The 26,553-nt window shown below is 69.5% G+C and carries 27 protein-coding genes; 13 read left to right on the forward strand and 14 right to left on the reverse strand.

Translation table 11 applies throughout. The annotated features are described in order from the left end of the window. Positions 1-10: 10 nt before the first annotated feature. Positions 11-685: an SMI1/KNR4 family protein gene (locus QSK35_RS24520; protein WP_285749820.1), complete on the reverse strand. Its 675-nt coding sequence runs from the start codon at positions 683-685 to the stop codon at positions 11-13. A gap of 11 nt (positions 686-696) precedes the next feature. Further along, positions 697-1,539, reverse strand: a complete 843-nt coding sequence (locus tag QSK35_RS24525; protein ID WP_285749821.1) for an AAA family ATPase — start codon at positions 1,537-1,539, stop codon at positions 697-699. Between the two features lie 80 nt (positions 1,540-1,619). On the opposite strand from QSK35_RS24525, the gene QSK35_RS24530 reads away from it, so the two are divergent. Beyond that, positions 1,620-1,874 (forward strand): PspC domain-containing protein, encoded by a 255-nt coding sequence (locus QSK35_RS24530; RefSeq protein ID WP_285749822.1) that lies wholly within the window; start codon positions 1,620-1,622, stop codon positions 1,872-1,874. Here QSK35_RS24530 and QSK35_RS24535 read toward each other — a convergent pair whose 3' ends face one another. From QSK35_RS24535 to QSK35_RS24555, 5 genes are all read right to left on the reverse strand, one after another. Beyond that, the gene (locus tag QSK35_RS24535; RefSeq protein WP_285749823.1) at positions 1,875-3,248 is read right to left on the reverse strand and encodes a beta-N-acetylhexosaminidase; all 1,374 of its coding nucleotides are present in this window, start codon (positions 3,246-3,248) and stop codon (positions 1,875-1,877) included. Next, positions 3,245-4,078 (reverse strand): carbohydrate ABC transporter permease, encoded by an 834-nt coding sequence (locus tag QSK35_RS24540; RefSeq protein ID WP_285749824.1) that lies wholly within the window; start codon positions 4,076-4,078, stop codon positions 3,245-3,247. Before QSK35_RS24540 ends, QSK35_RS24535 begins: the two co-directional genes overlap by 4 nt. After that, positions 4,075-4,953, reverse strand: a complete 879-nt coding sequence (locus QSK35_RS24545; protein WP_285749825.1) for a carbohydrate ABC transporter permease — start codon at positions 4,951-4,953, stop codon at positions 4,075-4,077. Before QSK35_RS24545 ends, QSK35_RS24540 begins: the two co-directional genes overlap by 4 nt. Further along, positions 4,950-6,227, reverse strand: a complete 1,278-nt coding sequence (locus tag QSK35_RS24550) for an extracellular solute-binding protein (protein ID WP_285749826.1) — start codon at positions 6,225-6,227, stop codon at positions 4,950-4,952. The genes QSK35_RS24545 and QSK35_RS24550 overlap by 4 nt, the downstream gene beginning before the upstream one ends. Before the next feature lie 84 nt (positions 6,228-6,311). After that, positions 6,312-6,974, reverse strand: coding sequence for a copper homeostasis protein CutC (locus tag QSK35_RS24555; RefSeq protein ID WP_285749827.1), 663 nt, complete (start codon positions 6,972-6,974; stop codon positions 6,312-6,314). A gap of 153 nt (positions 6,975-7,127) precedes the next feature. Between QSK35_RS24555 and QSK35_RS24560 the strand changes: the two genes are divergently transcribed. The 4 genes from QSK35_RS24560 to QSK35_RS24575 all read left to right on the forward strand — a co-directional run bounded on the left by QSK35_RS24560 (position 7,128) and on the right by QSK35_RS24575 (position 11,247). Next, positions 7,128-7,295, forward strand: coding sequence for a hypothetical protein (locus QSK35_RS24560; protein ID WP_285749828.1), 168 nt, complete (start codon positions 7,128-7,130; stop codon positions 7,293-7,295). Between the two features lie 236 nt (positions 7,296-7,531). Further along, positions 7,532-8,137: an RNA polymerase sigma factor gene (locus tag QSK35_RS24565; RefSeq protein WP_285749829.1), complete on the forward strand. Its 606-nt coding sequence runs from the start codon at positions 7,532-7,534 to the stop codon at positions 8,135-8,137. Positions 8,138-8,196: 59 nt separating this feature from the next. Next, positions 8,197-8,619 carry a carboxypeptidase regulatory-like domain-containing protein gene (locus tag QSK35_RS24570; RefSeq protein ID WP_502881714.1) on the forward strand — a complete coding sequence of 141 codons (423 nt, stop codon included), beginning with the start codon at positions 8,197-8,199 and terminating at the stop codon, positions 8,617-8,619. A 75-nt stretch (positions 8,620-8,694) separates the two neighbouring features. Further along, positions 8,695-11,247 (forward strand): CHAT domain-containing protein, encoded by a 2,553-nt coding sequence (locus QSK35_RS24575; protein ID WP_285749831.1) that lies wholly within the window; start codon positions 8,695-8,697, stop codon positions 11,245-11,247. Positions 11,248-11,567: 320 nt separating this feature from the next. Here QSK35_RS24575 and groL read toward each other — a convergent pair whose 3' ends face one another. From groL to QSK35_RS24595, 4 genes are all read right to left on the reverse strand, one after another. Then, positions 11,568-13,187, reverse strand: coding sequence for a chaperonin GroEL (groL, locus tag QSK35_RS24580; protein ID WP_285749832.1), 1,620 nt, complete (start codon positions 13,185-13,187; stop codon positions 11,568-11,570). Positions 13,188-13,397: 210 nt separating this feature from the next. After that, entirely contained in the window at positions 13,398-14,627 is a 1,230-nt protein-coding gene (locus QSK35_RS24585; RefSeq protein WP_285749833.1) for a serine/threonine protein kinase, read from the reverse strand. Between the two features lie 56 nt (positions 14,628-14,683). Continuing rightward, positions 14,684-14,887, reverse strand: a complete 204-nt coding sequence (locus tag QSK35_RS24590; protein ID WP_285749834.1) for a cold-shock protein — start codon at positions 14,885-14,887, stop codon at positions 14,684-14,686. A gap of 76 nt (positions 14,888-14,963) precedes the next feature. Continuing rightward, entirely contained in the window at positions 14,964-15,605 is a 642-nt protein-coding gene (locus QSK35_RS24595) for an AIM24 family protein (protein WP_285749835.1), read from the reverse strand. Positions 15,606-15,646: 41 nt separating this feature from the next. On the opposite strand from QSK35_RS24595, the gene moeA reads away from it, so the two are divergent. From moeA to QSK35_RS24625, 6 genes are all read left to right on the forward strand, one after another. Then, complete coding sequence (gene moeA, locus QSK35_RS24600; RefSeq protein WP_285749836.1) at positions 15,647-16,840, forward strand: molybdopterin molybdotransferase MoeA; 1,194 nt, start codon at positions 15,647-15,649, stop codon at positions 16,838-16,840. A 13-nt stretch (positions 16,841-16,853) separates the two neighbouring features. Further along, positions 16,854-18,275 (forward strand): M48 family metalloprotease, encoded by a 1,422-nt coding sequence (locus tag QSK35_RS24605; protein ID WP_285749837.1) that lies wholly within the window; start codon positions 16,854-16,856, stop codon positions 18,273-18,275. Between the two features lie 180 nt (positions 18,276-18,455). Then, on the forward strand, positions 18,456-19,151 hold the full coding sequence (locus tag QSK35_RS24610) for a phosphatidylserine decarboxylase (RefSeq protein ID WP_285749838.1): 696 nt from the start codon (positions 18,456-18,458) through the stop codon (positions 19,149-19,151). A 3-nt stretch (positions 19,152-19,154) separates the two neighbouring features. Next, on the forward strand, positions 19,155-20,132 hold the full coding sequence (pssA, locus tag QSK35_RS24615) for a CDP-diacylglycerol--serine O-phosphatidyltransferase (protein WP_285749839.1): 978 nt from the start codon (positions 19,155-19,157) through the stop codon (positions 20,130-20,132). A gap of 333 nt (positions 20,133-20,465) precedes the next feature. After that, positions 20,466-20,792 (forward strand): hypothetical protein, encoded by a 327-nt coding sequence (locus QSK35_RS24620; RefSeq protein ID WP_285749840.1) that lies wholly within the window; start codon positions 20,466-20,468, stop codon positions 20,790-20,792. 10 nt (positions 20,793-20,802) lie between these two features. Then, complete coding sequence (locus tag QSK35_RS24625; RefSeq protein ID WP_285749841.1) at positions 20,803-23,067, forward strand: AAA family ATPase; 2,265 nt, start codon at positions 20,803-20,805, stop codon at positions 23,065-23,067. Positions 23,068-23,100: 33 nt separating this feature from the next. Here QSK35_RS24625 and QSK35_RS24630 read toward each other — a convergent pair whose 3' ends face one another. Both QSK35_RS24630 and QSK35_RS24635 read right to left on the reverse strand, forming a co-directional pair. After that, on the reverse strand, positions 23,101-23,691 hold the full coding sequence (locus QSK35_RS24630) for a LytR C-terminal domain-containing protein (RefSeq protein ID WP_285749842.1): 591 nt from the start codon (positions 23,689-23,691) through the stop codon (positions 23,101-23,103). Then, entirely contained in the window at positions 23,688-23,963 is a 276-nt protein-coding gene (locus QSK35_RS24635; protein WP_285749843.1) for a DUF3263 domain-containing protein, read from the reverse strand. The genes QSK35_RS24630 and QSK35_RS24635 overlap by 4 nt, the downstream gene beginning before the upstream one ends. A gap of 114 nt (positions 23,964-24,077) precedes the next feature. On the opposite strand from QSK35_RS24635, the gene QSK35_RS24640 reads away from it, so the two are divergent. Further along, positions 24,078-24,644, forward strand: coding sequence for a peptide deformylase (locus QSK35_RS24640; RefSeq protein ID WP_285749844.1), 567 nt, complete (start codon positions 24,078-24,080; stop codon positions 24,642-24,644). On the opposite strand, the gene QSK35_RS24645 is transcribed toward QSK35_RS24640, so the two are convergent. Continuing rightward, positions 24,607-25,539, reverse strand: coding sequence for an aldo/keto reductase (locus QSK35_RS24645; protein ID WP_285749845.1), 933 nt, complete (start codon positions 25,537-25,539; stop codon positions 24,607-24,609). The genes QSK35_RS24640 and QSK35_RS24645 overlap by 38 nt on opposite strands. A 77-nt stretch (positions 25,540-25,616) precedes the next feature. Here QSK35_RS24645 and QSK35_RS24650 point away from each other — a divergent pair, with 77 nt between their 5' ends. Continuing rightward, positions 25,617-26,207: a LysE family translocator gene (locus QSK35_RS24650; RefSeq protein WP_285749846.1), complete on the forward strand. Its 591-nt coding sequence runs from the start codon at positions 25,617-25,619 to the stop codon at positions 26,205-26,207. Positions 26,208-26,553 lie beyond the last annotated feature (346 nt).

Here is a 26,553-nt window from a genome sequence, read left to right on the forward strand (position 1 = left end):
TCCTCAACGGTCAGAGCTCCCACTCACAAGGCAGCTCCGCCAGTACTCGCGCAAGCGCTTCGGAAGTGCGAGCCCGCACCCACAGCCGCTGCCGCTGATCCTCGCGCAAAACGACGTCGGGCCCCGCGAACCAGCGGGTACCGGGCCCTGACCGGGACGCCGGGTACTCCGGTACCGGGAGCCGCTCGAACAACTGCTCCAGTGCCGTCGCATCGGCAAGCGCCGCGTTGTTGACCGGGCCATCGGCGAACAACGACTCGGACAGAACGATCTCGGCACATGCCAGGGAGAAGCGATCGAGCCAGGGCTCCCAGGACTCGGCGTCCTTCTCCACCAGGTCCAATCGCATCACCACCGGCGGATCCGCCTGGTCCAGATCGGTCAGTCGCACGCCCCAGTACGCGGCACCTTGGTTCTCCACCCGGTAGACCAGCACGTCACCGTCCACCCCGATCCCAGCGAGATCCAGCAGCACGTCCTGGTTGTCGGTCAGATCATCTCGCCGGCCGAACAAGCGGTACGCCTGGCGCATCGCATCCGGCAGGCGCAGGCACAGCCGTTCCTCAGCGGCCGTCAGTTCCGCTTCATCGACCCCGTCGCCGGGCGTCAGCGGTGACGCCCAATGGGCCGCGAAGTCCTCGATCAACCGCCAGACTCCGGCCCGATCGCCCAGATCGAAGATCATGCAGCGGCACGCTACCCGGCCAAACCGCTCCTCAACGCGCGTTCCGCGTCCTCGCGGTACTTGAGCACCGCACCCAGCGTGGCGGCCGCCGCCTCGGCGTCCAGCGTGGATTTCCCGAGCGCGAGCAGCGCCTGCGCCCAGTCGAGCGACTCGGCGACCCCCGGCGGTTTCATCAGCTCCAACGACCGCAGCCGGTGCACGGCCTTGGCGACCTCCTCGGCCAGCCGCTCCGACAGGTCGGGCAGCCGCCGCCGCAGGATCGCGACCTCACGTTCCATGGACGGGTGCTCCAGCCAGTGGTAGAGGCAGCGCCGCTTCAACGCGTCGTGCACCTCGCGCGTGCGGTTGGACGTGAGCACGACCAGCGGTGGCGTCGCGGCCCGCACCACCCCGAACTCGGGAATGCTCACGGCGTTCTCGGAGAGCACCTCCAGCAGGAACGCCTCGAACTCGTCGTCGGCCCGGTCGATCTCGTCGACCAGGAGCACGCACGGTGCCTCCTCCAGGGCCTGCAGCAGGGGCCTGGCCAGCAGGAACCGTCGCGTGTAGAGGGAAGCCTCATCCACGGAGCCCGCCGCCTCCAGCACCCGCAGGTGCATCAGCTGGCGCGGGAAGTCCCAGTCGTACAACGCCTGCGTGGCGTCGATGCCCTCGTGGCACTGCAGCCGGATCAACGGCACATCCAAAGCTGACGACAACGCCAGGGCCAGTGACGTCTTGCCGGTGCCCGGCTCGCCCTCGAGGAACAGCGGGCGACCCATCCGGAGCGCGAGGAACGCCGCCGTGGCGATGCCGGAATCCGGCAGATAGCCAGTCGCGTCCAACCCTGATGCCAACTCCGAAGGGGAGTCCATGAGTCCGAGGGTAAGGCTCAGGGTCGGATTCCGGGTGGTCACCGATGTGCCGGGGCGGCGAAATCACGAGCATTGATGCCATGACGAACAACGTGCTCAACGAAGCGACCACCCAGGTCAAGAAGCTCCGCCGCAGTCGCGACGACCGCATGCTCGCCGGTGTCTGCGGCGGGTTCGCCAAGCTCCTCGGCGTGGACGCGGCGCTGGTCCGCATCGGCCTGGTGGCCGCCACCCTCCTCGGGTTCGGCACCGGCGCGATCCTCTACGTCGCCGCCTGGATCCTCATGCCGGAGGAAGAGGTGTACCCGACCGAGACGACCACTCAGGGGTTCTGATCAACGGGGAAAGCCTGGGACGCCGGGCATGGTCTGCCAGGGGAGCGGACCTGCCAGCGGCCGGTACTCGACGCCGAGTGCGTCCAGGCGAGGGAGGTGGTGAGCGGCCAGCCGGTCGAGGAAACCGGGGTCCTTCTCCCGCGGGCTCCACACCACCTCCGCGAACGCCGCGAGCCGGGGAAACGCGGCGTAGTCGAGGCGCCGGGGCGAGTCGAGATGCTCGGTCCACAGGTTGGCCTGTGCACCGAGAACTCGCCCCGGCTCGGCGCCGGTGAGCGAGGCGGGCATCGGCTCCCACCCGTAGACGTCCTCGACGGTAGTCACCGTCCCCACCGGAATCGGCTCGTCCTCTCGTGACGACTGCCGGTAGTCCAGATACACGAACTCCTCCGGGCACATCACCACGTCGTGGCCGTCCCGAGCTGCCGTGACACCACCGGAAATCCCCCGCCAGGACGCGACGATCGTCCCGGCGGGCAGCGGTCCGGCCGCCACGATCTCGTCCCACCCGTACGGCCGCCGGCCACGCCGCACCAGGTGCTGCGCGATCTGCCGCACGAAGGAACCGTCGTGGCCCGGTGCCTCGTCGCCACCGATGCCGATGACCTCGCTCGGGAACACGTCGATCAGCTCGTCGAACACGTTCCGATAGAAGTCCACAGTGGACTCCTCGGTGTTCAGCACGCGCTCGTTGACGCCCCAGTCCGTCCAGACATCGCCGCCGTGCACACCAAGCGCCGGATAAGCGGCGATCGCGGCCTGCGAGTGACCCGGGACGTCGATCTCGGGGATCACCAGGACGTGCCGCTGCCGTGCGTACTCGAAGATCTCGCGCAGGTCGTCCTGGGTGTAGAACCCGCCGTGCGGCCGCCCGGTCCGACCTCCGGAGCGACGGTCGCCGTACCGCGACGAAGACCTCCAGCCGCCGACCGACGTCAGCTTCGGGTACCGCTTGACCTCGAACCGCCAGCCCTGGTCGTCGGTCAGGTGCAGGTGCAGCACGTTGAGCTTGTGCACCGACAGCAGATCCACGTACCGCAGCAGATCGTGCTTGGGCACGAAGTGCCGCGCCACGTCGATCATGCAGCCGCGCCACGGGAACCGCGGGTAGTCCTCGATCGTGCAGACCGGCAGCATCGTGGGCGTCCGGTCGATGGACGCGACCCGGAACGCATCGGGACCGATCAACTGCCGGATCGTCTGGTACGCATAGAACTCGCCAGCCTCGTCGGAAGCCTCGATCACCGTGCCCCCAGGTGACACGGTCAGCCGGTAACCCTGCGGCGGGCCGTCGACGAACAGCGTCTCGACGACGCCGTGCTCGACCGTCCCCTCCCCCGCGGCGAACGACACGGGACGCGGCACCAGGGTCATCCCTTCACCGCCCCGGCGAGCCCGGACACCAGGTTCCGCTGCACCAGCACGAAGAACACCAGCACCGGAATGGTCATCAACGTCGACCCGGCCATGATCGCCCCCCAGTCGTTCTGGTCCGGCTTGACGAACACCTGCAGCGCCAGCGGCAGCGTCTGGTTCTCCGCGGCGGAGATGATGAACGTCTTGGCGAACAGGAAGTCGTTCCACGCGTGGATGAACGACAGCACCGAGGTCGCCACCAACCCTGGTGCCACCAAGGGAAACAGCACCTGCCACAGGAACCGGAACCGCGACGCACCGTCCAAAGTGGCTGCCTCCTCCAGCTCGACCGGCACGGCCGCGACGAACCCGCGCAGCATCCAGATCGCGAACGGCAGGCTGAACGCCAGGTGCACCAGCACCAGCGAGCCCAGGTGGTTCAGCCCGAACATCGGCACGGAGTCGCCGACCGACCGCATCAGGAAGAACAGCGGCACGGTGAGCGCCTCGATCGGCACCATCTGCACGACCAGCAGCATGATCAGCAACGTGGTCCGGCTGCGGAACCGGAAGCGCGTCAACGCGGTCGCGGCCAGGAACGAGATGAGGATGCTCAACGCCACCACGACCAACGCCACGATGACGCTGTTCATGAAGTAGCGCCCGAAGTTCTGCACGGTCAGCGCCCGCGTGAAGCTGTCCAGCGACGGCCGCAACGTCCACGGGCGCGGATCGGCCGAGATGACCTCGTCCTCCGGCTTGAACGCGCTGAGCACCATCCAGAACAGCGGGAACGCCACCACACCGGCGATCACGACCGTGACCGATTCCGTCAGACCGCGCCTCACAGCGCCTCCCCTTGACGCCGCAACGCCCGCAAGTAGAACAAGGTGATCACGAGCAGCACGGCCGTCATCACGACACCGATCGCCGCGCCCAGGCCGTACTCGGAGGCCGCGAAAGCCTGTTGGTACGCATAGACGTTGAGTACGAGGTTGCGCCCGGCGATGCCGCCGCCGTTGGTCATCACGTAGATCTGGGTGAACACCTTGAAGTCCCAGATGATCGACTGGATGGTCACCACGATCAGGATCGGCTTGAGCAGCGGCAGGGTCACGGAGACAGCCGTGCGCAACGTCGACGCGCCGTCCAGCGCGGCGGCCTCCAGCACCTCGGCCGGGATCGCCTTGATGCCCGCGTAGAGCGTCACCATGACGAACGGGAACGAGCACCAGATCACCTGTGCGGCAACGAGTCCGAAGGCCGTCCACTTGTCGAACGTCCACGAGTACCCGGTCGTCCCGAGGATCTCGTTGACGAACCCGAAGTTCGCGTCGAACAGGAACAGCCAGATCGTCGACCCCGCGACCGCGGGCGTGGACCAGGCGCCCAGCGCGGCGAGGAACAACACCATCCGCGCCCAGGTGCGCACCCGCGTGCAGAGGATCGCGAGACAAGCGCCGACGAGCAGTGTGCCGACCACGCAGACCGCCGCGAACCCGACGGTCTGCCCGAGCACCGTCCAGAACTGCTGGTCTCCCAACAGCTTCTGGTAGTTCCCCAGGCCCAGGAAGGTCAGCGGCGCGCCGCCGCTGACCTGCTCCTGGCCGTAGTCGTAGAGCGAGATCAGCACCAGCTGGTAGATCGGGTAGGCCAGCAGCCCGCCGAGCACCAGCAGCGCCGGGGTGAGGTACGCGAACGCGACCCGTGCGTGTCCCCTCACGAGGAGAAGGCCGCGTTCATCGCGTCGGCCGCGTCCTTGGTCGCGGCGTTGACGTCCTTCGCGCCCGTCACGACGTTCTGGATCATCGTCGGCAGCACGGTCTGCGCCTCGATCTTCGCCCACGCCGGGGTGACCGGCACGAACTTCGTGCCCGCCTTCAGCGTCGCGGTGAAGGGCTCCAGCCACTTGTCCGACTCCGCGACCTGCTGCTGCACATCACTGAACGTCGGCAGGTTGCCCATCGCCGAGTACATCTTCTGCTGGTACTTCTTCGACGCCAGCAGCTGCACGAACTCGTTCGCGAGCGTCTTGCGCTGCGTGCCCTTCAGGACGCCGAGCAGGTTGCCGCCGGCGAACGCGGGCGCGATCGAACCGGGCGTCGTGCCGGGCAGCGGGACCACGCCGTACTTGCCCGCGGCCGAGCTGGCGTCCACGGACTTGCGGTTGAAGTCGCCGCCGATGGTCATCGCGGCCTTGCCCGCGCGGAACGCCTCGACGCTCGCGTCACCGCCGTTGCCCGCGCATTGGGCGGGCGGGCAGATGTCGTCCTTCACCAGCTCCGCGTACTTCGCGACCCCGGCCTTCGCCTGCGCGCTGTCCACAGTGGACGTGAACTTGCCGTTGTCCTGCTTGGCGATCTCGCCGCCCTGCGCCCAGATGAACGGCAGCGCCGCGAAGAGATACTTGCCGCCTGCGGAGATGCCGAGCATGTCGGGCTTGGCCTGGCGAATCCGGCGGGCCAGCGGCGCGATCTCGTCGAGCGTCTTCGGCGGCTGGATGCCGAGCTCGGCGAAGACATCCGTGCGGTAGTACAACGCGCGCACGCCGACGAACCACGGCACGCCGTAGACCTTGCCGTCGACCTTGGCGGTGTCCAGCACGGTCGGCACGAGGTCCTTGCCGTCCGCCCACTTCGAGAGGTCCAGGTCGGCGAACCCGCCCGCGGACACGTAGCCGGCGAGGTCGGTGTTGCCGAACTCCGCGACGTCCGGCGCGCTCTTCGGGTCGCTGAACGCGGCCTTGAACCGTTCGGCCCGCGTCTGCACCTGGATGTACTGCACGTCGACGGTCACGCCGGAGTGCGCGGACTCGAACTCGGCGATCGCGTCCTTGACGACACCCTCCTTCGGCGCCCGGTTGACCTCGTCGAACAGCCACACCCGCAGCTGGCCGGACTTCTCGTCCGTGCCGGAGCTCGTCGGTCCCGACTGCACCGGAGCGCAGGCGACCAACACGCCCGCGCCCAGTACCGCCATCAGTCGCTTGAGCCGCATGATCCCGCCCTTCCATGTTGCATTATGTGCAACGGCTATTTCGCAGGAAGCAACGAGCATGCTAGAACGGTCTGCGCAAAGGGTCTAGACCAGACAGTCGACCCATTCCCGGACGGCTCCGGCGTCGAGTGGCGCGTCCCAGCCGCCCGGCCGGACCGCGCTTCCGACGTGGAACCCGGTCACCCCGGCGTCGAGCAACGTGGGCAGGTGCTCTCGCTTCAGGCCGCCACCGACGAGCAGGTGGACCTGGTCCTGCCACTGGGCCAGGTCGCGCAGCACGGGCAGGCCGTCCGCGACCCCGTTGGGACTGCCCGCCGCGAGCACGGTGTCGCAGCCGAGCGCCCCGACGACTCCCCACGACCGGCGGACGTCGCGCGAGTTGTCCAGGGCGCGATGGAACGTCCAGCGGCAGCCCTCCAGCTCGGCGAGGAGGTTGAGGCACACGCCCTCGTCGATCTCGCCGTCCGCGTCGAGGAACCCGAGCACGAACTCGGTCGCGCCCGCCTCCCGCAGCTCGGCGGCCGCGCGGCGCAGCTCCCTGAGGTCGCCGGGCGCGAAGCCGGGTGCGTCGCGGAGCATCACGCGAATCGGCAGGTCGGTGGCGGAGGCGGCGTCCCGGAAGGTCCGCACGGACGGCGTCAGTCCGTCCGCGGCCATGTCGGCGACCAGCTCGAGTCGATGTGCGCCACCGGCCTGCGCGGCCTCGGCGTCCTTGGCGTCCAGCGCGATCACTTCGAGAAGAGGCATGGTCTAGACCATACTGGATGGTTGATTTGCTTTAGTGAAACCCAGAACTGAGTAGCAACTTCACGCGTCTGATTGCACATCTTGTATCTGCGTCTCGTTTGACTGCTCTGAACAGGTAGCCGGTCCTCGTGACCGGACTAAGGAGGGGTAACCATGAGTGAGCAGACGGTCACAAAACCTCGCTACGCCCCGCCGTTGGACACCTGCCCCAACTGCCCGTTCTGCCCCGAAGGGTCGGTTGTCGGCCCGGACGGACACCACGAGACCAACGGCGGCGGCGAGACCACCGGTCACCACGAGACCAACGGTTCTGGGGTCTGAGGGAAGGACGCGGGGCGCTCCCGATCGGTTCGAGGGGTCCGATCAGGTTCCGCTTCCGCCCACGACGGCCCGTGACGCCGAGGGGGAGTCACGGGCCGTCGGCATTCCCGGAGGAAGATGGTCAGCGGCGCGGCTTGATACTGCTCCATTCGAGTGAACGTTGTATCTACCGTCCAGTTGGCTCCTCCTGTGTTGGCGGACGGCGCCGACGTGGGGCGGCCGATCGGAGGTGTGGTGTGGGCGAGCTGCACACGGCGGACGAACATCCGCCGTGGGACGGACTTGAAGGCACCGAACGCCACGCCGTGTGCATCGAGGCGGCGCGGGACGGGAACCGGCAGGCGCTGGACGTACTCGTCGACGAGCTGACACCGCTGGTGTGGCACGTCGCACGCGGACAGGGCCTGGATCGCAACGTGGCCGAAGACGTCGTCCAGACGGTCTGGCTCGCGTTCCTCAAGAACCTCGAGAAGCTCCACGAGCCGAGGGCGCTGGTCGGGTGGCTGGTCGTCACGGCGAGGCGTGAAGCTCGTCGCACCTGGCAACCCAACAAGCGCGAGACCGCGTTGTCCGACGAGTACGCCGAACAACTGGAGTCCGAGACCGGACTGCCGGAGGACGTGACCCTGATCGACGACCGGGACCGTCGCCTGTGGGCGGCGTTCGGGAAGTTGACCAGGCGCTGCCAGGAACTGCTGCGGCTGACGGTGCTCGCGGGGCGCGCGGAGTACCGCGCGGTCGCGGAGGCCCTGTCGATGCCGCACGGCAGCATCGGCCCGACCAGGGGACGGTGCTTGACCCTGTTGCGGGGCTATCTGGAAACGGAAGGAGGATCGCGGTGAACGACATCGACCCGCGCGACGACCGTAGAGGCCACGAGGACACCGCTGTCCTCTCCGAACTGAACAGGCTGGTGGATCAGCTCGATCCACCGCCGGCGGACCTGCTGGACCGCGTGAAGTTCGCGATCGCCCTCGAGGACCTCGACGTGGAGGTCGCGCGGTGGGAGCGCGCCGGCTCGTTCGCCGGTGTGCGCGGCGGCCAGACGGGAACGATCACGTTCACCGTCGACAACCTGACGCTGATGGTCAACTTCACGTCGACCGGCTCGCGCCACCGCATCGACGGCTGGCTCGTACCGGCTGGTGAACACACCGTCGAGGTGCGGGTTGCCGATCACCAGTCGACGACGACGAAGGCCGATGACGGCGGCCGGTTCGTGCTGGCGGACGTGCCGACCGGCACGACGCAGATCCTCGTGCACCTCGTGAACTCGCGTGGTGAACCGGGACGAACAGTCGTGACCCCGACGATCATGCTGTGACGCCACTCGATCGGGGTCATCACTAGGGTCCTTCGGAGGGCGCATCTTGCACCGCTGATGTGCTGCCATAGGTAGGTGGGTGATCCCTCCGAGGGTGTCGCGGCGGCAGCCGAGCTGCGGGTGCGGGCACAGAAGGCGGCCGCGCAGGGACGACCGGCCGAGGCGGTCAGGTTGTTGCGGCAGGCGCTGCGGGCACTTCCGGTGGGGGCACCCGAGGCGATCTCCGTGCGCGTGCGGGTGTTGTGCACGCTCGCCTACGCCGAGGCGGAGATCGCGTCCGTCGCGGACGGCCTGGTCCATCTCGGCACCGCCGCCGACCTGCTGCTGGCGGTGCCTTCTTCTCCGGAACGCGCGGAGCTCGAAGGACTCGTGCACAGCCAGCACGCCCTGGTGCTGCTGCGCGCGTTGCGCATCAACGAAGCCCTGGAGCTCTTCTCGCGCGCGGTCCCGTTGTTCGAACAGGCCCGCGCGGCCGGCGTCGGCGACCCCGCGGTGCTGGTCAGGACCATCCTGAACCGTGGCCGCAGCTACATCGACAACGGCCAGATCGGTCCGGCCGAGCAGGACATGCGGCACAGCCTCGCGCTGGCCCAGGAGCACGGCCTGGAAGTGTTGCAGGCCAAGGCGTTGGGCAACCTGGGCGACATCGCCCACCTTCGCGGCGACATTCCCGGCGCCCTGGACCACCACGAACAGGCCGAGCGCATCTTCCGCCGCCTGGCCCCGGACCTGGTCCCCCGCACGCAGATCGACCAGGCCCGCGCGTTGCTTGCGGCAGGACTGGCCCAAGAGGCCGCCGACCACCTCGACGAGGCCCTGCCGGAACTGCGCCGCAACCGCGCGTCCCAGGACCTGGCCGAGGCCGAACTGGCCCGCGCCGCGACCGCGTTGCTGCTGGGCGACCTTCCCCTCGCCCGCTCCCTGGCCGCCGCCGCCCGCACCCGTTTCGCCCGGCGCGGCAGCGGCGCGTGGGCCGAGGTCGCCGCCCTGACCCGCATGCGGGCCGACGCGCTGATCGCCATGACCGGCCGGCCCACCCGTTCCGCGTCGCCGGCCAAGGCCACCGCGCTGGCCGACCGCCTGGCGACCATCGGCCTGGCGGACGAGGCGTCGATGGCGCGCATGCTGGCCGTGCGTCTCGCCTACCGCCGCGGATCCGTTGCGACGGCCAGGAATCTGGTCGCTTCGGTACCCGCTCCCGGCCCGCACACCCCGATCGACCACCGCATGCTGCTGCGACTGTGCCGGGCCGAGCTGGCCTCGTCGCCCAAACGCGCCCTGGCCGAGGCGCACGCCGGGATGACCGAGCTGTCGCAGGTCCGCGACCGCATGGGCGGCCTGGACCTGTTGTGCGGCACCGCCGTCCACGGCCGCGAGCTGGGCGAACTGGCGGTCGGCCTGGTCCTGGGCGCGGGCGACCCGGCCGAGGTCTTCAACTGGGTGGAACGGACGCGCGCGCAGGTGTACCGCTACGAACCGCTGCCGGTGATCGATGATCCTGTTCTGGCGTCACGGGTGACCGAATCCCGTTCCCTGGCAAGGACCTTGCAGCAGGCCCGGTTGGAGGGCCGTCCGGTGGAAGCCCTGGAGGCCCGCTTCGACGTGCTCCGCCGGGAGGTCGCCCGGCTCGGCTGGCACACCTCGCCGTGGGGCCGGCCGCGGCCGGTGTGTTCGTTGTCGGATGTCATGGCGCGCCTTGGTACCCGTGCCCTGGTGAGCTTCGTGGTGCACGACGACTCCCTGGCGGCTCTCGTGGTGACCGGGGCCTCGATTTCCTTGGTGCGCCTGGGTTCCGCCTTGCATGCCGCCGAGATCACCCGGCAGCTCCACGCCGATCTGGACGTTCTGGCTCCTGATCACTTGCCTGGGCCTCTGGTCGAGGCAGTGACGGTGTCGGCTTCCCGTCGCGCGGCTCTGCTGGATGCTCAGTTGATCACGCCGCTGCTGCCGTTGATCGGCGCGCGGGACCTGGTGGTGGTGCCGACCGGCGAGCTGTACGCGGTTCCGTGGGGTGCGCTGCCTTCGCTGTCCGGCCGGCCGGTGGTCGTCGCTCCGTCCGCTACCGCTTGGCTTTCGGCCTCCGAGGCCCGGTCGTCCGCTTCCCGTGTCGTCCTGGTCGGTGGGCCGGACCTGCCGGAAAGCGTCGGCGAGGTCCACCGTCTGCAGGCTGTCTTCCCGTCCGCGGTTCTGCTGGCGGAAGGGAAAACCGCCGATGTGCTCCGCGCTTTGAACGGAGCCCGGCTGGCACACATCGCGGCTCACGGCGTGCATGCCGCCGACAACGCCTTGTTCTCGCGGCTCGAACTGTTCGACGGTCCTCTGTTCGCCCACGAAACGGCTCGGCTCGCACACCCTCCCGAGCAGGTGGTGCTGGCGGCGTGCGAGCTCGCCCTGTCGCACATCCGGCCGGGCGACGAGGCCCTGGGTTTCGCGGGAGCTCTCCTGGCAAGCGGCTCGCACACCGTGGTGGCGGCGGTCAACAAGGTCGGCGACCACGCAGCCGCCCTGACAATGGACGACTTCCACAAGCTCCTGGCGGAGGGCAAACCAATCGCCCAAGCGCTGGCCGAAGCCACATCCCTTGACCCGCTACGCCGCCCCTTCGTCTGCTTCGGCTCAGGCCGCTGACCCCCACCATCGCTTACGCCACGCGGGAGCCCCGCGTGGCGTGTCACGCGTCGCGGGGCTCCCGCGTGGCGTAGGTGCGGGTCGGGAACGTGGGACACACGGTGCAGGAACGTAGGACACGCGCGAGTCTTCGGCCCAACCCCGGCGAGTCCCCCGTTCAGCACCCACGAGTCCCCCGTTCAGGGCCCCCGAGTTGGCGGTTCGGCACCCAGAGTTGGGTGGGTGAAGTGAGGACTCGGCGGGGTTGAGTTGAGGACTCGCGGCAAAGCGAAACGCCCCCCGGCCGGAGCCGGAGGGCGTTTCGTGAGTGGAAGCAGGGACTAGAAGTCCATGCCGCCGGCGTCCGGCGCGGCCGGAGCGGCGTTCTTCTCCGGCTTGTCCGCGACGACAGCCTCGGTCGTCAGGAACAGCGCGGCGATCGACGCGGCGTTCTGCAGAGCGGAACGCGTCACCTTGGCCGGGTCGATGATGCCCGCGGCGACGAGGTCCTTGTACTCACCGGTGGCGGCGTCCAGGCCCTCGCCCGCGGCGAGACCCTTGACCTTCTCCACCACGACGCCACCCTCGAGGCCGGCGTTGACGGCGATCTGCTTCAGCGGCGCCTCGACGGCGACCTTGACGATGTTGGCACCAGTGGCCTCGTCGCCCGTGAGACGCAGGCCCGCGAAGGCGGCCTCGGCAGCCTGGAGCAGCGCGACGCCACCACCGGCGACGATGCCCTCCTCGACGGCGGCCTTGGCGTTGCGCACCGCGTCCTCGATGCGGTGCTTGCGCTCCTTCAGCTCGACCTCGGTCGCGGCACCCGCCTTGATGACGGCGACGCCACCGGCGAGCTTCGCCAGGCGCTCCTGCAGCTTCTCGCGGTCGTAGTCGGAGTCCGACTTCTCGATCTCGGCGCGGATCTGGTTGACGCGACCCTGGATCTGGTCGGCGTCGCCGGCACCCTCGACGACGGTGGTCTCGTCCTTGGTGACGGTGACCTTGCGCGCCTTGCCGAGCAGCGAGATGTCGGCGTTCTCCAGCTTGAGGCCGACGTCCTCGGTGATGACCTGGCCACCGGTCAGGATCGCGATGTCCTGCAGGATGGCCTTGCGGCGGTCACCGAAGCCCGGAGCCTTGACGGCGACGGACTTGAAGGTGCCACGGATCTTGTTGACGACCAGGGTCGCCAGGGCCTCGCCCTCGACGTCCTCGGCGATGATCAGCAGCGGCTTGCCGGACTGCATGACCTTCTCGAGGAGCGGCAGCAGGTCCTTGACCGTGGAGATCTTGGAGCCGAACAGCAGGATGTACGGGTCCTCGAGGACCGCTTCCTGACGCTCGGGGTCGGTCACGAAGTAACCGGAGATGTAGCCCTTGTCGAAGCGCATGCCTTCGGTGAGCTCGAGCTCGAGACCGAGGGTGTTGCTCTCCTCGACGGTGATGACGCCTTCCTTGCCGACCTTGTCCATCGCCTCGGCGATCAGCTCGCCGATCGTGGGGTCAGCGGCGGAGATGGACGCGGTAGCAGCGATCTGCTCCTTCGTCTCGATCTCCTTGGCGGCCTTCAGGAGCTGCTCGGCGACCGCCTCGACGGCCTGCTCGATGCCGCGCTTGAGGCCCAGCGGGTTGGCGCCGGCGGCCACGTTGCGCAGACCCTCGCGCACGAGCGCCTGGGCCAGCACGGTGGCCGTGGTCGTGCCGTCACCGGCGACGTCGTCGGTCTTCTTCGCGACTTCCTTGACGAGCTCGGCCCCGATCTTCTCCCACGGGTCCTCGAGCTCGATCTCCTTCGCGATGGAGACGCCGTCGTTGGTGATGGTCGGCGCGCCCCACTTCTTCTCGAGCACGACGTTGCGGCCCTTCGGGCCGAGCGTCACCTTGACGGCGTCAGCGAGGGTGTTCATGCCCCGCTCGAGACCGCGGCGGGCGTCCTCGTCGAACGCAATCATCTTGGCCATTGCGGTGTGTTCCTCCGCCTTTGTGGATTCTGGGGCCACTGTGGACACACGTCCACAGCGGAACACGGTGCGTTGGCCAGGTTGGTGCCCGCGACGGACGACCCCCTCGGAAGGCGGCCTCACCAGTCCTAGCCACACTGTTGGCACTCGGGCTGCCCGAGTGCTAAGTCGTGTTTAGCACTCGGACGGGTCGAGTGCAAGACGGCCAGGTCAGCGGGACGGGCGTACGGAGACCGACGTCGGCAGCGGCTTCTTGCTCGACGTGTTGTCCCCGACATGCAGCGATGGCGACGACGACGAGGAGCTGCCCGGTCCACGCGCGGGCTCGTCGCCCGGCGACAGGATGATGACCACGATGATGATGAGCACGATCGCCGCCGCGGCCGCGATCACCGGCACGAGCCACGCCGGGCGCTCCTTCGTGGCGGTGGTCGTGAACGCGCTGGCGCCCATCTGGGTCGGCGGCCGGAGCCGGACCGGGTCCGCGAGATGCGGCTGCTGGTAGGACGGCGTCTGCACCGGCGTCGGCCCGGACACCGGCAGCGACTGCGCCGGGATCGACCCGGACGCGGGCTGCCGCGGGATGGGCGCGCCACCGCCCGCGCTGATCAGCGGGGCGAGCACACCGCGCGCGGCGTTGATCAGGTCGACGCAGCTGGCGTAGCGCTGGTTCGGGTCCTTCGCGGTGCCCTTGCGGATGACGTCGTCGATGCCGGGCGGCAGCATGACCATCTGGCTGAGTGCGGGCACCTCGCCACCGAGGTGGCCCTGGATGACCTCCTGCACACCGCCCTGGAACGGCGGGCGGCCGCTCAGGCAGGCGAACAGCATGCACGCCAGCGCGTACTGGTCCGTGCGTCCGTCGACCGGCTCTCCGCGCAGGTGCTCGGGCGCGGCATAGGTCGGCGAACCGAGGAAATCACCCGTCCGGGTGCGGTGGCCGGTGGCGCCGCGCCGCGTCAGGCCGAAGTCGGCGAGGTAGACGTGCTCCCGCGACGCCTCCTTCGTCGTGACGAGGACGTTCGCGGGTTTCACGTCGAGGTGCACGAGTCCCTTGCCGTGCAACATGTCCAGCGCCTCGGCGACCTGGCCGAGCAGGGTCATGGTGCGGCCCGGCGACAGCGGCCCTTCCTTGATGTGACCGGCGAGGTCCACGCCGTCGACCAGTCGCATCGCGATGTAGAGCAGTCCGTCGACCTCGTCGAAGTCGTACAGCGGCACGATGTTCGCGTGGTCGATGGCCGAGGTGTTGCGCGCCTCGTCCACGAACCTCTCGCGAAACTCCGCGTCGGCGGTCAGGTGTTCGCCGATGACCTTGAGCGCGACTTTCCGACCCAGTCTGACGTCCGTGGCCTTGTAGGTCACGCTCATGCCACCACGGCCGAGCACACCGTCAATTCGGTAATGGCCGATCCGCCGCCCGCTCAGGTCATCAGACACGCGGGCAGCCTAACGTCCCTCCGAATGGCGGTGCCGGGTGTTGGACCTATCTGTGATCAAGCACGGCGGACGTCGGAGGCCTGGCTCCGCCCGTCCCTGCCGGCCTGCACCTCGAACTGCACCCGGTCTCCCTCCGAGAGGGTCCGGAAGCCTTCCATCTGGATCGCCGAGTAGTGCACGAACACGTCGGGCCCGCCGTCGGTTGCGATGAAGCCGTATCCCTTTTCGGAGTTGAACCACTTGACGGTACCGAGAGCCAAGACGTCCTCCTTCAAGTCACGCAAGCAGAACGCAACGCTAAAAGAAGAAAGACCACTCGGATACCTCCTTACGGAGTCATGAACGAGAGCTGACTCCGTTGGCTCGCAACCAGTTGACGAGTTGCCGCGGACCCCGAGTCTGGGTCAGCACGAGCCCCGGTCCGGCGAAGTCGAACATCAGTCCCTCACCAGTGCGGATGGACTGTGGACCGTCCTGTGCGGCGGCCCGCAACCGGCACTGCACGCTGTCCGCGAACGCGACGACATGGTCGCTGTCCAGAGTCACGAGTTCGCCTTCCGTGAGCGTCACGACGTCGAGCGTGCCGCAACAGGCGAGCACCACGGATCCCTGTCCGGTCGCGTAGTTCAGGAAACCCTCTCCGCCGCCGAACAATGCGCGCAACGGCGGTGCGTCGGCGTCCGTCCGGACGGTACTTCCGGAAGCGAGCCACCCGAGTTTCGCGAAACACCAGCCGGTGTTGCCGTCGAGTTCGACGACGTGCAGGTCGCCGGGAAACGGCGGCGCCACGTCGACCCAGCCACCCTCGGGCCCGGCCGTGCACAGGCCGACCTGCTTGCTGCCCTTGCCCTTGCGCTCGTACCCCAGTCCGTAGCTGGTCGCGAGCACCGTCTCCGGGTCGACGAGCACCAGCTCGGCCGGTGCCATGACCAGCCTGGCCACGCCGAACGTAGGCGTGTGCCTGGTCCTGACCTGCACTGCGTCCCCCTGTGTTCGTGGTCGGTTGGCAGTATGCACGCGTGCCACTCACCACAGTCGCTGACCACAGGAACCGTGTGGCGGAGCTCATCGGCCGGATGCCGGTCGAACAGCTGCCGCTCGCCGACTGCCTCGGTCTGGTGCTCGCCGAGGACGTCGTCGCGCCCATCTCGTTGCCGCCCTTCGACAACTCGGCGATGGACGGGTACGCCGTGCGCGCCGCGGACATCGCGGGCGCGCCCGTGGAGCTGCCGGTCGCCGACGACATCCCGGCGGGCAAGACCGATCTGAAGCACCTGGCGGCCGGTTCCGCCCACCGGATCATGACGGGCGCGCCGGTCCCGCCCGGCGCGGACGCGGTGATCCAGGTGGAGCTGACCGACGGCGGCACGGCCACCGTCCGGGTGAACTCCGCGGTCGCCGAGGGCGCCAACATCCGCCGCGCCGCGGACGACGTGCGCGCCGGCGACACCGTGCTGACCGCTGGCACCGTGCTGCGGCCCGCGCAGCTGGGACTGCTGGCGGCGCTGGGGTTCGCCGCGCTGCCGGTCCGGCGGCGGCCTCGGGTGCTGGTCCTCTCGACGGGATCCGAGCTCGTCGAACCGGGCCACCGCCTGTTGCCCGGCCAGATCTACGAGTCGAACGGCCTGATGCTGGCGACCGCGGTGCGCGAGGCGGGCGGTGAGGCGAAGCTGCTGCGGTTCGTGCCCGACGACGTGGTCGAGTTCCACGCCGCGCTGGCGCCGCACCTGCGGTCGGTCGACGTGATCATGACGTCCGGCGGCGTGAGCGCGGGCGCCTACGAGGTGGTCAAGGACGCTTTCACCGGCCGGGGCGTGGAGTTCACCAGGGTGGCGATGCAGCCCGGCGGCCCGCAGGGCGCGGGCCGGTACGGCGGCGTGGCCGTGGTCACGCTGCCCGGCAACCCCGTGAGCGCGCAGGTGTCGTTCGAGGTGTTCGTGCGCCCGGCGCTGCTCGCGTCGATGGGCCACACCGTCGTCGAGCGGCAGATGGCGCAGGCCGCGCTGACCAGCGCGATCACGTCGCCGCTCGGGAAGACGCAGTTCCGCCGCGGTGCCTACGACCCGGAGTCCAACCAGGTGGTGACGCCCGTCGGCGGGCCCGGCTCGCACCTGTTGTCGGCGCTGGCGCTGTCGAACTGCCTGATCGAAGTGCCGGAAGACGCGACGGAACTGCCCGCCGGATCTACAGTCACGGTTCGCATGCTGATGTGACCTGGGGGATCGCATGAGAGCCGTGCTGGCACTGGCCTTGTTGGCCGGGTACTTCGTCGTGGGCGGTCTGCTGTCGGTGGGACTGCTGTTCCTGGCCGTCTGGGTGTGGCTGCGCCAGGAAGACCCCGGCGGCGCGATCTGGCTGACGATCATCGGCCTGGGCGTGGGCGTGCCGATGGGCTGGTCGTTGCTGCGCGCGATCTACGCGCGGCCGGAACCGGGCGGCGTGCCGCTGACCCGTGAGGCTCAGCCCGAGCTGTGGCGGCACGTCGACGAGCTGGCCGCGCTCGCGCAGACGCGGTCGCCGGACGACATCCGTCTGGTCGCCGAGGCCAACGCGGCCGTGTGGGAACACCGCGACGTGCGGTACCTGCGGCTGGGCCTGCCGCTGCTGGCCGGGCTGTCCGTCGGCGAGCTGCGGTCGGTGCTGGCGCACGAGCTGGGGCACTACGGCGGCGGGCACACGAAGGCGTCCGAGGCGACGTTCCGCGCGAAGCTCGCCTTGGAGGACGCGCAGGACGGCCTGGTCAACGGCTTCGGCTTCGGCCCGGTGCTGTTCGCGTACGCGCGGCTGTACGCGCTGGTCGCCGCGTCGGTCAGCCGCGAGCACGAGCTGTACGCCGACTCGCGCTCCGTGCTCGCCGCGGGCCGGCCGACCGCACAACGCGCGTTGCAGCGCATCGGGCCGCTGCACGAGGCGTGGACGGACTTCGTCGGTTCGTACGTGTCGCTGGCCGACCACGCGGAGCGGATGCCGCCGCTGCTGGCCGGGTTCCGCGCGTACCTCGACCACCCTCGGCGTGTGCACGAGCTGCGCGAGCTGCAGGAGGTGTACGCCGACCAGGAGCCGACGTCGGTGTTCGACAGCCACCCGCCGGTCCGCGAGCGGGTCGCGGCGATGGCGGGCATGCCCGGTCCCGAGGTTGTTCCGGACGACGAACGTCCGGGGTGGACCGTGGTGAACGGTCTCGACAACCTCGCACAGGAGCTGCTGGAGCCCAGACCGATCGCCGACTGGCCGGAGATCGTCGAACTGGCCGGTCCCGCGCACGTGACGCGACAGGCCGCCCTGCTGGCCCACGCGGGGCGGGTCGCCCGCATCGGCGACACCCTCGGCGACGTGCTCGATGCGCTGGCCCGCGGTGAGCTGCGCAAGCTGACCGGCGGGACGGTCGACCCCACCGTGTCCGAGGCCGACGCGCTGCGCGCCGCCGTCGACGCGGTGAGCGAGCTGCTCGGTTTCGCGATCGCGGACGCCCTGGTTCGCACCGGCCGCGCCCGGCTCGAGCTGAACTGGGGCGGCGTATTCACTTTGCGGTTCGCGGATGGCGCGGTGGTCTACCCCGACGACCTCGTGCGGCCGGCCGTCGCCGACCCGGTTCTGGTTCCGCAGCTCAGAGCCCAGTTGCGTGAGATGGGCATGGACGGGCTGTGATGGAACGCTCACCCTTCGACGTTGTTCACGCCGTGTGACCGGGATTACACTGTTCGGTAGGCGATGGACGGCGCGTGCATTCGTCGGGGGATGCACGGGCCGTCCGAACCGGAGCTTTCCGGCGTTGGCGTAGCGTGTTCCCGCCCGACCACTCCCGGAAGCTACGGAACCCCCGACACGATGAGCAGCGAGAAGCCCGTCTCCCACTTCCTCGAACTCGCGCGTGGCATCGTCCCGCCGATGAACCCGCACGGCCGCCCGTTCGTCATCGGCGCCGCGGTCGCGACATTCGTTCTGCGCCGTTTCTCCAAGCGCCTGGGCGTCGTAGGTGCGGTGCTGACCGCCTGGGTCGCGTGGTTCTTCCGCGAGCCCAAGCGCGTGACGCCGTCGCGCCCGAACATCGCGGTCGCGCCCGCGGACGGCACGGTGTCGCATGTCGTCGAGGCAGTACCGCCCGCCGAGCTCGGCCTCGGCACTACGCCGATGATCCGGATCAGCGTCTTCCTGTCCGTGTTCGACGTGCACGTGCAGCGCGTCCCGGCCGCGGGTGAGATCCGTCAGGTCTCCTACCGTCCCGGCAAGTTCCTGTCCGCGGACCTGGACAAGGCGTCCGAGGACAACGAGCGCAACACCGTGTGGCTGCGGACCCTTGAAGGCCACGACCTGGTCGTCGTGCAGATCGCCGGCCTGGTCGCGCGCCGCATCGTGTGCGAGGTGACCGAGGGCGAGAAGGTCGCCGCCGGCCAGACGTACGGCCTCATCCGCTTCGGCTCCCGGGTCGACCTCTACGTTCCGCGCGGTTCGCGGGCGCTCGTCGAGGCCGGACAGCGCACCATTGGTGGCGAGACGGTTCTCGCCGAGCTTCCGGAGGGCTGATCCGTGGCGCCCAGCGGGCCTGGCATCCGGCTGCTGCCGAATGCGATCACGGTCCTGGCGATGTGCGCGGGCCTCTCGGCGGTGCACTTCGCGACCATCGGGATGTGGGGTGCGGCGATCGGCGCGATCGCCGCGGCCGCGGTGTTCGACGGCCTCGACGGCCGGATCGCCAGGCTCCTGGACGCCACGTCGAAGATGGGCGCCGAGCTCGACTCACTGGCCGACGCGATCTCGTTCGGCGTCGCGCCCGCGCTCGTCATCTACATTTGGAGGTTCGACAACACGCGCGAGGGCTGGGTCATCGCCCTGATCTTCGCGGTGTGCATGGTTCTGCGCCTGGCGCGCTTCAACACCTTGCTGGAGGTGGAGCAGCCGCCGTTCGCGAAGGAGTTCTTCGTCGGTGTGCCCGCTCCGGCCGGTGGGTTGTTGTTGCTGCTGCCTCTGATCGTTGATGAGCAGGTCGGGCGTGGTGGCTGGTGGTCCGGGACTTTGTTCGTCATGGCGTGGACTGTCTGTATCGCCATGCTGCTGGTCTCTCGTATCCCCACGCTTTCGGTGAAGACTATTAAGGTGCCGCCTAGGCTGGTCGCTCCTGGGCTGGTCGGCGTAGGTCTGCTGGCCGCCGCGATCATCACCTTTCCCCTTGCCGCGTTGATCCTCGCGATGCTGGTGTACCTGGGCCACCTGCCGTACTCGGTGCGCCGCTACCGCTGGCTCGCCAAGCACCCGGAGGCCTGGGAGGTCACTGGGGTTGAGCGGCGCGCTATCAAGCGGGCTCACGGGGTGGCTGCTCGGCGGCTTGGGTTGCGGCAGCCATTGCACGGTCGAGTCGCAGGTGCCGCCATGCGCGCCGTCCGACGTCCGCGACGCGACGCGACCACGGCGGCCGCCGCCGAGAAGGCCAACGCGATCGCCGGCAACGGCACGGGCCGTCGGCGCAGCTGGCGCCAGCTGGGTCTGCGCCGCCACCACAAGCCCTGACACTTTCAGGTGACGCCGGAAGTTGGCTCACGCTTCGGGGGTGCCGGAATTGTCAGACCCCGGCGGTACGCTTTGAGCGCATAAGGAAGCGCGCGGGCACAGCGGCGTTATCGGTGCGGCGGGGCCTCCTTGATACGGCGGGGCGGGGCGGGCGGCGGGCCTTCTTGGTACGGCGGGGCCTTCTCGGTACGGCGAGTCGGCGGTCCAGCAGCCGGCGGAATGCGGTGCGTCGATGCGGCGGGCTGCGGCACAGCAGGATTGCTCGGCCCAGCGAGCGTCGGTGCAGCGGGCGCGAAGTACTGATGCGGTGAGACGTTCCCGGTATGACGAGGCGTGGAGCAGCGGGGCCTCCGCAAGTTCGACTGGGCCTCGGTGCCAGCGGGGCCACGGCACGGCACGGCCTGGCGTGCCCGGCACGGCACGGCCTGGCGTGCCCGGCACGGCGAGACAGCAGTGCGTGGATACGGCGAGGGCCGGTGCGGGGAGGCGGCCTCGGGCACGGCGCGACCGGTCGGCCGGGCGCGCCAGCGCAGCGGGGCGTGCTCGGCACCACGGGGCGTGCTCGAGGAGCGGCTGGGCCTCCGCAGGTTCGGCGAGGTGCCAGTGCGGCGGAGCGGCTGTGGTCCGGTGAAGCCTCCCGCGCGCGGCGAGGCGGATTAGAGTCCGTGCCGTGATCACGCTGACCGCCAGGCTGTCCCCGTCCGCGCTGGACACCCGCCGCGGCGTCGTCCGGCTGCACCCCGAGGTGCTTGACGCCCTGGGGCTGCGGGCGTGGGACGCGGTTCGCCTGACCGGGGCCCGCGTCAGCGCGGCGCTGGCCGCCGCGGGCGAGCACCCGCCTGGCGTTGTGCTTGTGGATGACGTGACGTTGTCCAACCTCGGCATCGTCGAGGGCTCGGAGGTCGTGGTGGCGCCGGTGTCGGTGACGCCCGCGCGCGCGATCACCGTTGCCGGCTCGCGGCTCGCGTCGACGTCGGTTACGCCGGAGACGTTGCGCCTGGCGCTGACCGGGAAGGTCCTGACGGTCGGCGACTCCGTGTCGCTGCTCCCCCAGGACCTCGCGCCGCCACCGGGTTCGGACGTCTCGCTCGCGCGGCGTCAGCTGTCGCACGCGATCGGGATGACGTGGACCAACGAGTTGATCACCATCACGTCCAGCGACCCGGCTAGTCCGGTTGCGGTGCAGTCGTCGACGGTCGTCGCGTGGCGCGACGCCACCCCCGGCGCCGCCGCCGAAGCCGCCCGGAACGCCGCCGCCGGAACCACAGCAGCCGGAACCGCGGCCGCCGGCGGGACCGCGGTCGCCGAAACCACAATCGGCGGAACCACAATCGGCGGAACCACAATCGCGGAAACCGCGATCGCGCCGCAGCACGAAGCCCTGCCGCTGGCTGATCTGGTCGGCCAGCGCGACCAGGCGCGGCGGCTGGCGGAATGGCTGGAGTTGATGTTCCACCAGCCCGAGCTGCTCACCCGTCTGGGTGCGGCGCCCCGGCTGGCGACCCTGATCAGCGGACCCGAAGGCGTCGGCAAAGCGACGCTCGTGCGGGCGGTCGCGGCTAGCGTGGACGCCGCGGTGATCGAGATCGCGGCGCCGTCGATCGCGGTGCTGGAAGCGGGTGCTACGGCCAAGCGGCTTACCGACGCGATCGCCAAAGCGCCCGACCGGCCTACGGTTTTGTTGATCACGGACGTGGACGCGCTGTTGCCGGCTGCTAGTCCGCCGCCGGTGGCGACGGTTGTGCTGGATACCTTGCGCGCCGCGATAAAACCCAGCCTGGCCCTTGTTGTCACGTCCGCGCATGCCGAGGCGATCGACCCGCGGCTGCGCACGCCCGACCTCGTCGACCGCGAGCTGACGCTTCCGTTGCCCGACACGGCCACCCGGACCGAGCTCCTGCGCGTGTTGCTGCGGGACGTGCCGCTGGAGTCCGATGTGGACTTCGGAAAGGTCGCGGAACGGGCACCGGGATTCGTTGCCGCCGACCTGGTCGCACTGCGGCGCGAGGCTGCCGTGCGGTCCGCACTCCGGCAGCGCGACGTACAAGAACCCCGTGTGGCGCAAGAGGATCTGATGGGTGCGCTCAACACGGTCCGGCCGATTTCTATGTCCACTTCGGACAATCTGTCGACCGGTGGGCTCACGCTGGACGACGTGGGCGACATGGCGGAGGTCAAGCAGGCGCTGACCGAGGCCGCGCTGTGGCCCCTGCGCTACCCCGACTCGTTCGCACGGCTCGGCGTCGCGCCGCCGCGCGGCGTGTTGTTGTACGGGCCGCCGGGGTGTGGGAAGACGTTCCTTGTGCGGGCGTTGGCGGGGACCGGGCAGTTGAACGTGTTGTCCGTCAAGGGTGCCGAGTTGATGGACAAGTTCGTCGGCGAGTCGGAGCGGGCGGTTCGCGAGCTGTTCAGGCGCGCCGCGGATGCTGCGCCCGCGTTGGTGTTTCTCGACGAGGTTGATGCGTTGGCGCCGCGGCGGGGGCAGTCGAGCGATTCTGGCGTTGCCGATCGGGTGGTGGCCGCGTTGCTCACCGAGCTCGACGGCGTGGAGCCGTTGCGGGACGTCGTTGTTCTCGGCGCTACCAACCGGCCCGAGTTGATCGATCCCGCGTTGTTGCGGCCTGGACGGCTCGAGCGGCTCGTTTACGTGCCGCCGCCGGACGCGGACGCCCGCACCCAAATCCTCCGGGCCTCGGCGCGCAACACACCGCTGGCGTCGGACGTCGACCTGGACGCGCTTGCAAGAGACCTCGACGGGTACTCGGCCGCTGACTGCGCGGCGCTCGTGCGGGAGGCCGCGTTGACCGCGATGCGCGAGTCGCTGGAGGCTGCCGAGGTCACCAAGGCGCACCTCGCGAAGGCGCGGCAGACCGTGCGGCCGTCGCTGGATCCCGCGCAGCTTGCTTCGCTCGCGGCCTACGCGGCCTCCCGATGAGTTTGCGGGCGGCGTAGGAACGGCGCCGCCCGTTCACTTGGCTCGGCTGGGGCCCTGGTAGTCGTTGGTCACGATGAGGATCACGCCCGCCGCGGCGTTCTTGATTCCGTCGAACCGCGGCTCCACCCGCGCGCGCAACGCCTCGGCCAGCGCCTTCGCCGACGCCTCCTCGTCCGTGCCCGGCCGGTAGTAGATCGTGGTCGTCGGGATCTGGCCCTGCGAGTAGTTGCCGGTCTCCGACACCTCCCACCCGGCGTGCTTCACGTCGTCGGACGCGCGCGCGGCCAGGCCGGTGATGGTGCTGTTGTTGTAGACCCGCACCGGAACCTTGGGCGCGGACGGCGTCTGCGGGGGCGCGGTCGTCGTGGGCGGAGCCGTGGTGGTGGGCGGAGCTGTAGTAGTGGTGGTGGTCGGCGCGGCCGAGGACGGCGGCTCCGTGGTCGTCACCGGAGCCGGCGCCGACGAAGGCGGCGACGTGGTGGTCGCGGCATTGCCCTCGTTCGACGAGCCGCCGCTGAACAGCGACACGACGCCGATCACCAGAGCGACCGCGGCTACACCCAGAAGGGCGAATCCGGCGGCCTTCGCGGGCCGGGAGACTCCGGCCGAGTCGGGGGAGCTCACTCGGCACCCCTCGCACGAGCGCGGACGCGGCGGCGGTCGCCGCGCACCCCGCGGAGACGTTTGACCAGCAACGGTTCGGCCGCCATCGCGGCTTCCTTCTCGATCAACGTGTTGAGCAGCTGGTAGTACCGGACGACGGACATGTCGAACAGTTCCCTGATGGCCTGTTCCTTGGCGCCCGCGTACTTCCACCACTGGCGTTCGAAGGCCAGCATTGTCAGTTCCCGGCTGGTCAACCCGTCAGCCGGAGCGAGCGCCTCTGCGGCTTCCATCTGGCTCCTAGCGGTAACCACACGCGTGTCATTTCGTGCGGTGCATTACATCACGTGATCACATCCAACCTACCGCCCGACACCGACAGTTTCCGGGTCGCTTAGGGTTTCCCCATGGCAGTGCACCCGATCCGGATCGCGGGCGACCCCGTCCTGCACAACCCGACGCGCGCGGTCGAGGCCTTCGACGACGAGCTGCGCACGTTGATCGAAGACATGTTCGAGACCATGAAGGCGGCCGAGGGCGTCGGGCTCGCGGCCAACCAGATCGGTGTCGACCTGCGCGTCTTCGTCTACGACTGCCCGGACGACGACGGCAACCAGTTCCGCGGCGTCGTGTGCAACCCGACGCTCGAGACGTCCGAGATCCCGGAGACCATGCCGGACCCGGAGGACGACTTCGAGGGCTGCCTGAGCGTGCCCGGCGAGGCGTTCCCGACCGGGCGCGCATCGTGGGCCAAGGTGACCGGCCAGGACGGCCACGGCGAGCCCGTCGAGGTGGAGGGCACCGGGTTCTTCGCGCGCTGCCTGCAGCACGAGACCGACCACCTCAACGGACTGCTCTACCTCGACCGCCTCGTCGGCCGGAACAAGCGCGACGCCAAGCGCATGCTCAAGGCCAACGAGTGGGGTCAGCCGGGACTCAGCTGGGATCCGTCCGAGCCGCGAGAAGAGGACTGACGTTCTCCTCGACCTGAGCGACGGTCCGGCAACCGGGGATCGGCAGCAGCCGCGGCGACCGATCCCAGAGCCAGGCCAGCGCGCCCTGCGCGAGCGTCCGCCCGCCCGCGGTCAACGAGGAACGCAACGCTTCCCGCGCCGAGAAGAACGCCGGTGACGGCTGCCCGTCGACGAAGTACTCCATCCACTCCGGTGCGAGGGCGCGCACGTCATCACGGGGCAGGTCGAACGACTCCCGCGCCAGCAGACCCATCGCGAGCGGGCTGCGGCACAGCACGGCGAGGTCGTGCTCCTCGGCGACGGCGATCATCGCCGGCGCGTCCTCCATGACGTTCAACCGCGCCTGCACGACCGTGCAGTGCTCCCCCGTCGCGAAGAACGCCGCCCGCGCCGGGTCGTCGGTGCTCCAGCCGTACCACCGGATCTTGCCCGCGGCGACCAGTTCCTCGCACGCGTCCCGCAGCTCGAGAGCCAGCGGGAACTCCAGGTTCGTCAGGTGCAGCTGGTAGACGTCGATGCGGTCGGTGCCGAGCCGCCGCAGCGACGCCTCGACCGCGGACCGCAGGTACTCCGGGGAGGCGTCCTCACCGGTCGCCTGCTTGGTGCCGGCATCGAACGTGTAACCCCATTTGGAAGCGATCACGACGTCGTCGCGCACGTCACGCAAAGCCTCGCCGAGCACCGTCTCCGCGTGCCCGCACCCGTAGGTGTCCGCGGTGTCGTAGAGCGTCACGCCCATCTCGAACGCCCGCCGCAGGGCCCGCACGGACTCGGCGTCGTCCGCCGGTCCCCAGCCGAGCGGCTGGTCACCGCCCCACCACGGACCGCCCATCGCCCATGTGCCCACGCCCAGCGCGGACACCTCGATTCCCGAACGCCCCAGTGTTCGATTCATGCACCTGATGCTGGCTCCTGGAGCGCGCTCCAGGTCAACCCTGAAACCCAGTTGCACCGACCAGCGACCATCAGAGCATGTTGGACAACCTGGCCGCGCTGATCGCGGCGTCGTTCCTGATCGCACTGTCGCCCGGACCCGGCACGGCGCTGGTCCTGCGACAGTCGGTGCACGGGCGACGCGCGGCGCTGGCCACGGTCATCGGCATGGAGGCCGGGGTCGCCTGCTGGGCGATCGCCGCGGCGCTCGGCCTGTCCGTGCTGCTCACGGCCTCGGAGGTCGCCTATCACGCGCTACGCATCGGCGGCGCGCTGTTCCTGGTCTACCTGGGTGTGAAGGCGTTGCTCAGCAAGCCGCACGAGCTCACCGCACCGCCGGCGAGCAGCGCGTTCCGGTCCGGACTGATCGTGAACCTGGCGAACCCGAAGCTGGGCGTCTTCGCGATCTCGTTCCTGCCGCAGTTCGTGCCGTCGGACAACACGAGCCTGCTGTTGCTGTTCGCGATGGTGTGGGTCCTAGTGGACACGGCCTGGTACCTGGTCGTCGTCGGCATTCTGCACCGCATCCGCGCCTGGCTCAGCCGCTCGCGCGTCCGCCTTGCGCTGGAAAAGATCTCGGGCGGCGTGCTGCTGGCGCTCGGAGTCCGGCTGGTACTCGACCCGCGTTGAGATCGGGTCGCCCCGGCGCCAGAACAGCTCGGGGAGCCCGGCCAGCTCGGCCAGGTCGTGGCACTCGGCGAGGGCCGGATATCCGCCGGCGAGCACGTGGGCGCGGATCCGGTCCAGATGGTGCGGTTCGACGACGTGGCCCGCGACCAGGAACGGCAGCAGCAACCGCCAGGTCTGCACGACGGTCGATCGGCGGCGGTGCGGTGCCCGCATCGCCGCTCGGGCGACGCGCAGCATGTGCTCGTTGCCGTTCATGGTGTAGGGGTGCGCCGAGTGGTCCCACGACCACCGGCGTTCCTCGGTCACCGCGCACCGCACGCATTCGACCGGACCGGTGCCGAGCTCG

The organism is Lentzea sp. NBRC 105346, assembly GCF_030269605.1.
Classification (GTDB): domain Bacteria; phylum Actinomycetota; class Actinomycetes; order Mycobacteriales; family Pseudonocardiaceae; genus Lentzea.

Coding starts and splice junctions, on each gene's coding strand:
- QSK35_RS24635 (WP_285749843.1), bottom strand. CDS start 23,963: ATGGAAGCCGCAGAGGCGCTCGCTCCGGCTGACGGGTTGACCAGCCGG.
- QSK35_RS24525 (WP_285749821.1), bottom strand. CDS start 1,539: ATGGACTCCCCTTCGGAGTTGGCATCAGGGTTGGACGCGACTGGCTAT.
- QSK35_RS24645 (WP_285749845.1), bottom strand. CDS start 25,539: ATGAATCGAACACTGGGGCGTTCGGGAATCGAGGTGTCCGCGCTGGGC.
- QSK35_RS24555 (WP_285749827.1), bottom strand. CDS start 6,974: ATGCCTCTTCTCGAAGTGATCGCGCTGGACGCCAAGGACGCCGAGGCC.
- QSK35_RS24535 (WP_285749823.1), bottom strand. CDS start 3,248: ATGACCCTGGTGCCGCGTCCCGTGTCGTTCGCCGCGGGGGAGGGGACG.
- QSK35_RS24520 (WP_285749820.1), bottom strand. CDS start 685: ATGATCTTCGATCTGGGCGATCGGGCCGGAGTCTGGCGGTTGATCGAG.
- QSK35_RS24640 (WP_285749844.1), top strand. CDS start 24,078: ATGGCAGTGCACCCGATCCGGATCGCGGGCGACCCCGTCCTGCACAAC.
- groL (WP_285749832.1), bottom strand. CDS start 13,187: ATGGCCAAGATGATTGCGTTCGACGAGGACGCCCGCCGCGGTCTCGAG.
- QSK35_RS24610 (WP_285749838.1), top strand. CDS start 18,456: ATGAGCAGCGAGAAGCCCGTCTCCCACTTCCTCGAACTCGCGCGTGGC.
- QSK35_RS24550 (WP_285749826.1), bottom strand. CDS start 6,227: ATGCGGCTCAAGCGACTGATGGCGGTACTGGGCGCGGGCGTGTTGGTC.
- QSK35_RS24530 (WP_285749822.1), top strand. CDS start 1,620: ATGACGAACAACGTGCTCAACGAAGCGACCACCCAGGTCAAGAAGCTC.
- QSK35_RS24650 (WP_285749846.1), top strand. CDS start 25,617: ATGTTGGACAACCTGGCCGCGCTGATCGCGGCGTCGTTCCTGATCGCA.
- QSK35_RS24605 (WP_285749837.1), top strand. CDS start 16,854: ATGAGAGCCGTGCTGGCACTGGCCTTGTTGGCCGGGTACTTCGTCGTG.
- QSK35_RS24560 (WP_285749828.1), top strand. CDS start 7,128: ATGAGTGAGCAGACGGTCACAAAACCTCGCTACGCCCCGCCGTTGGAC.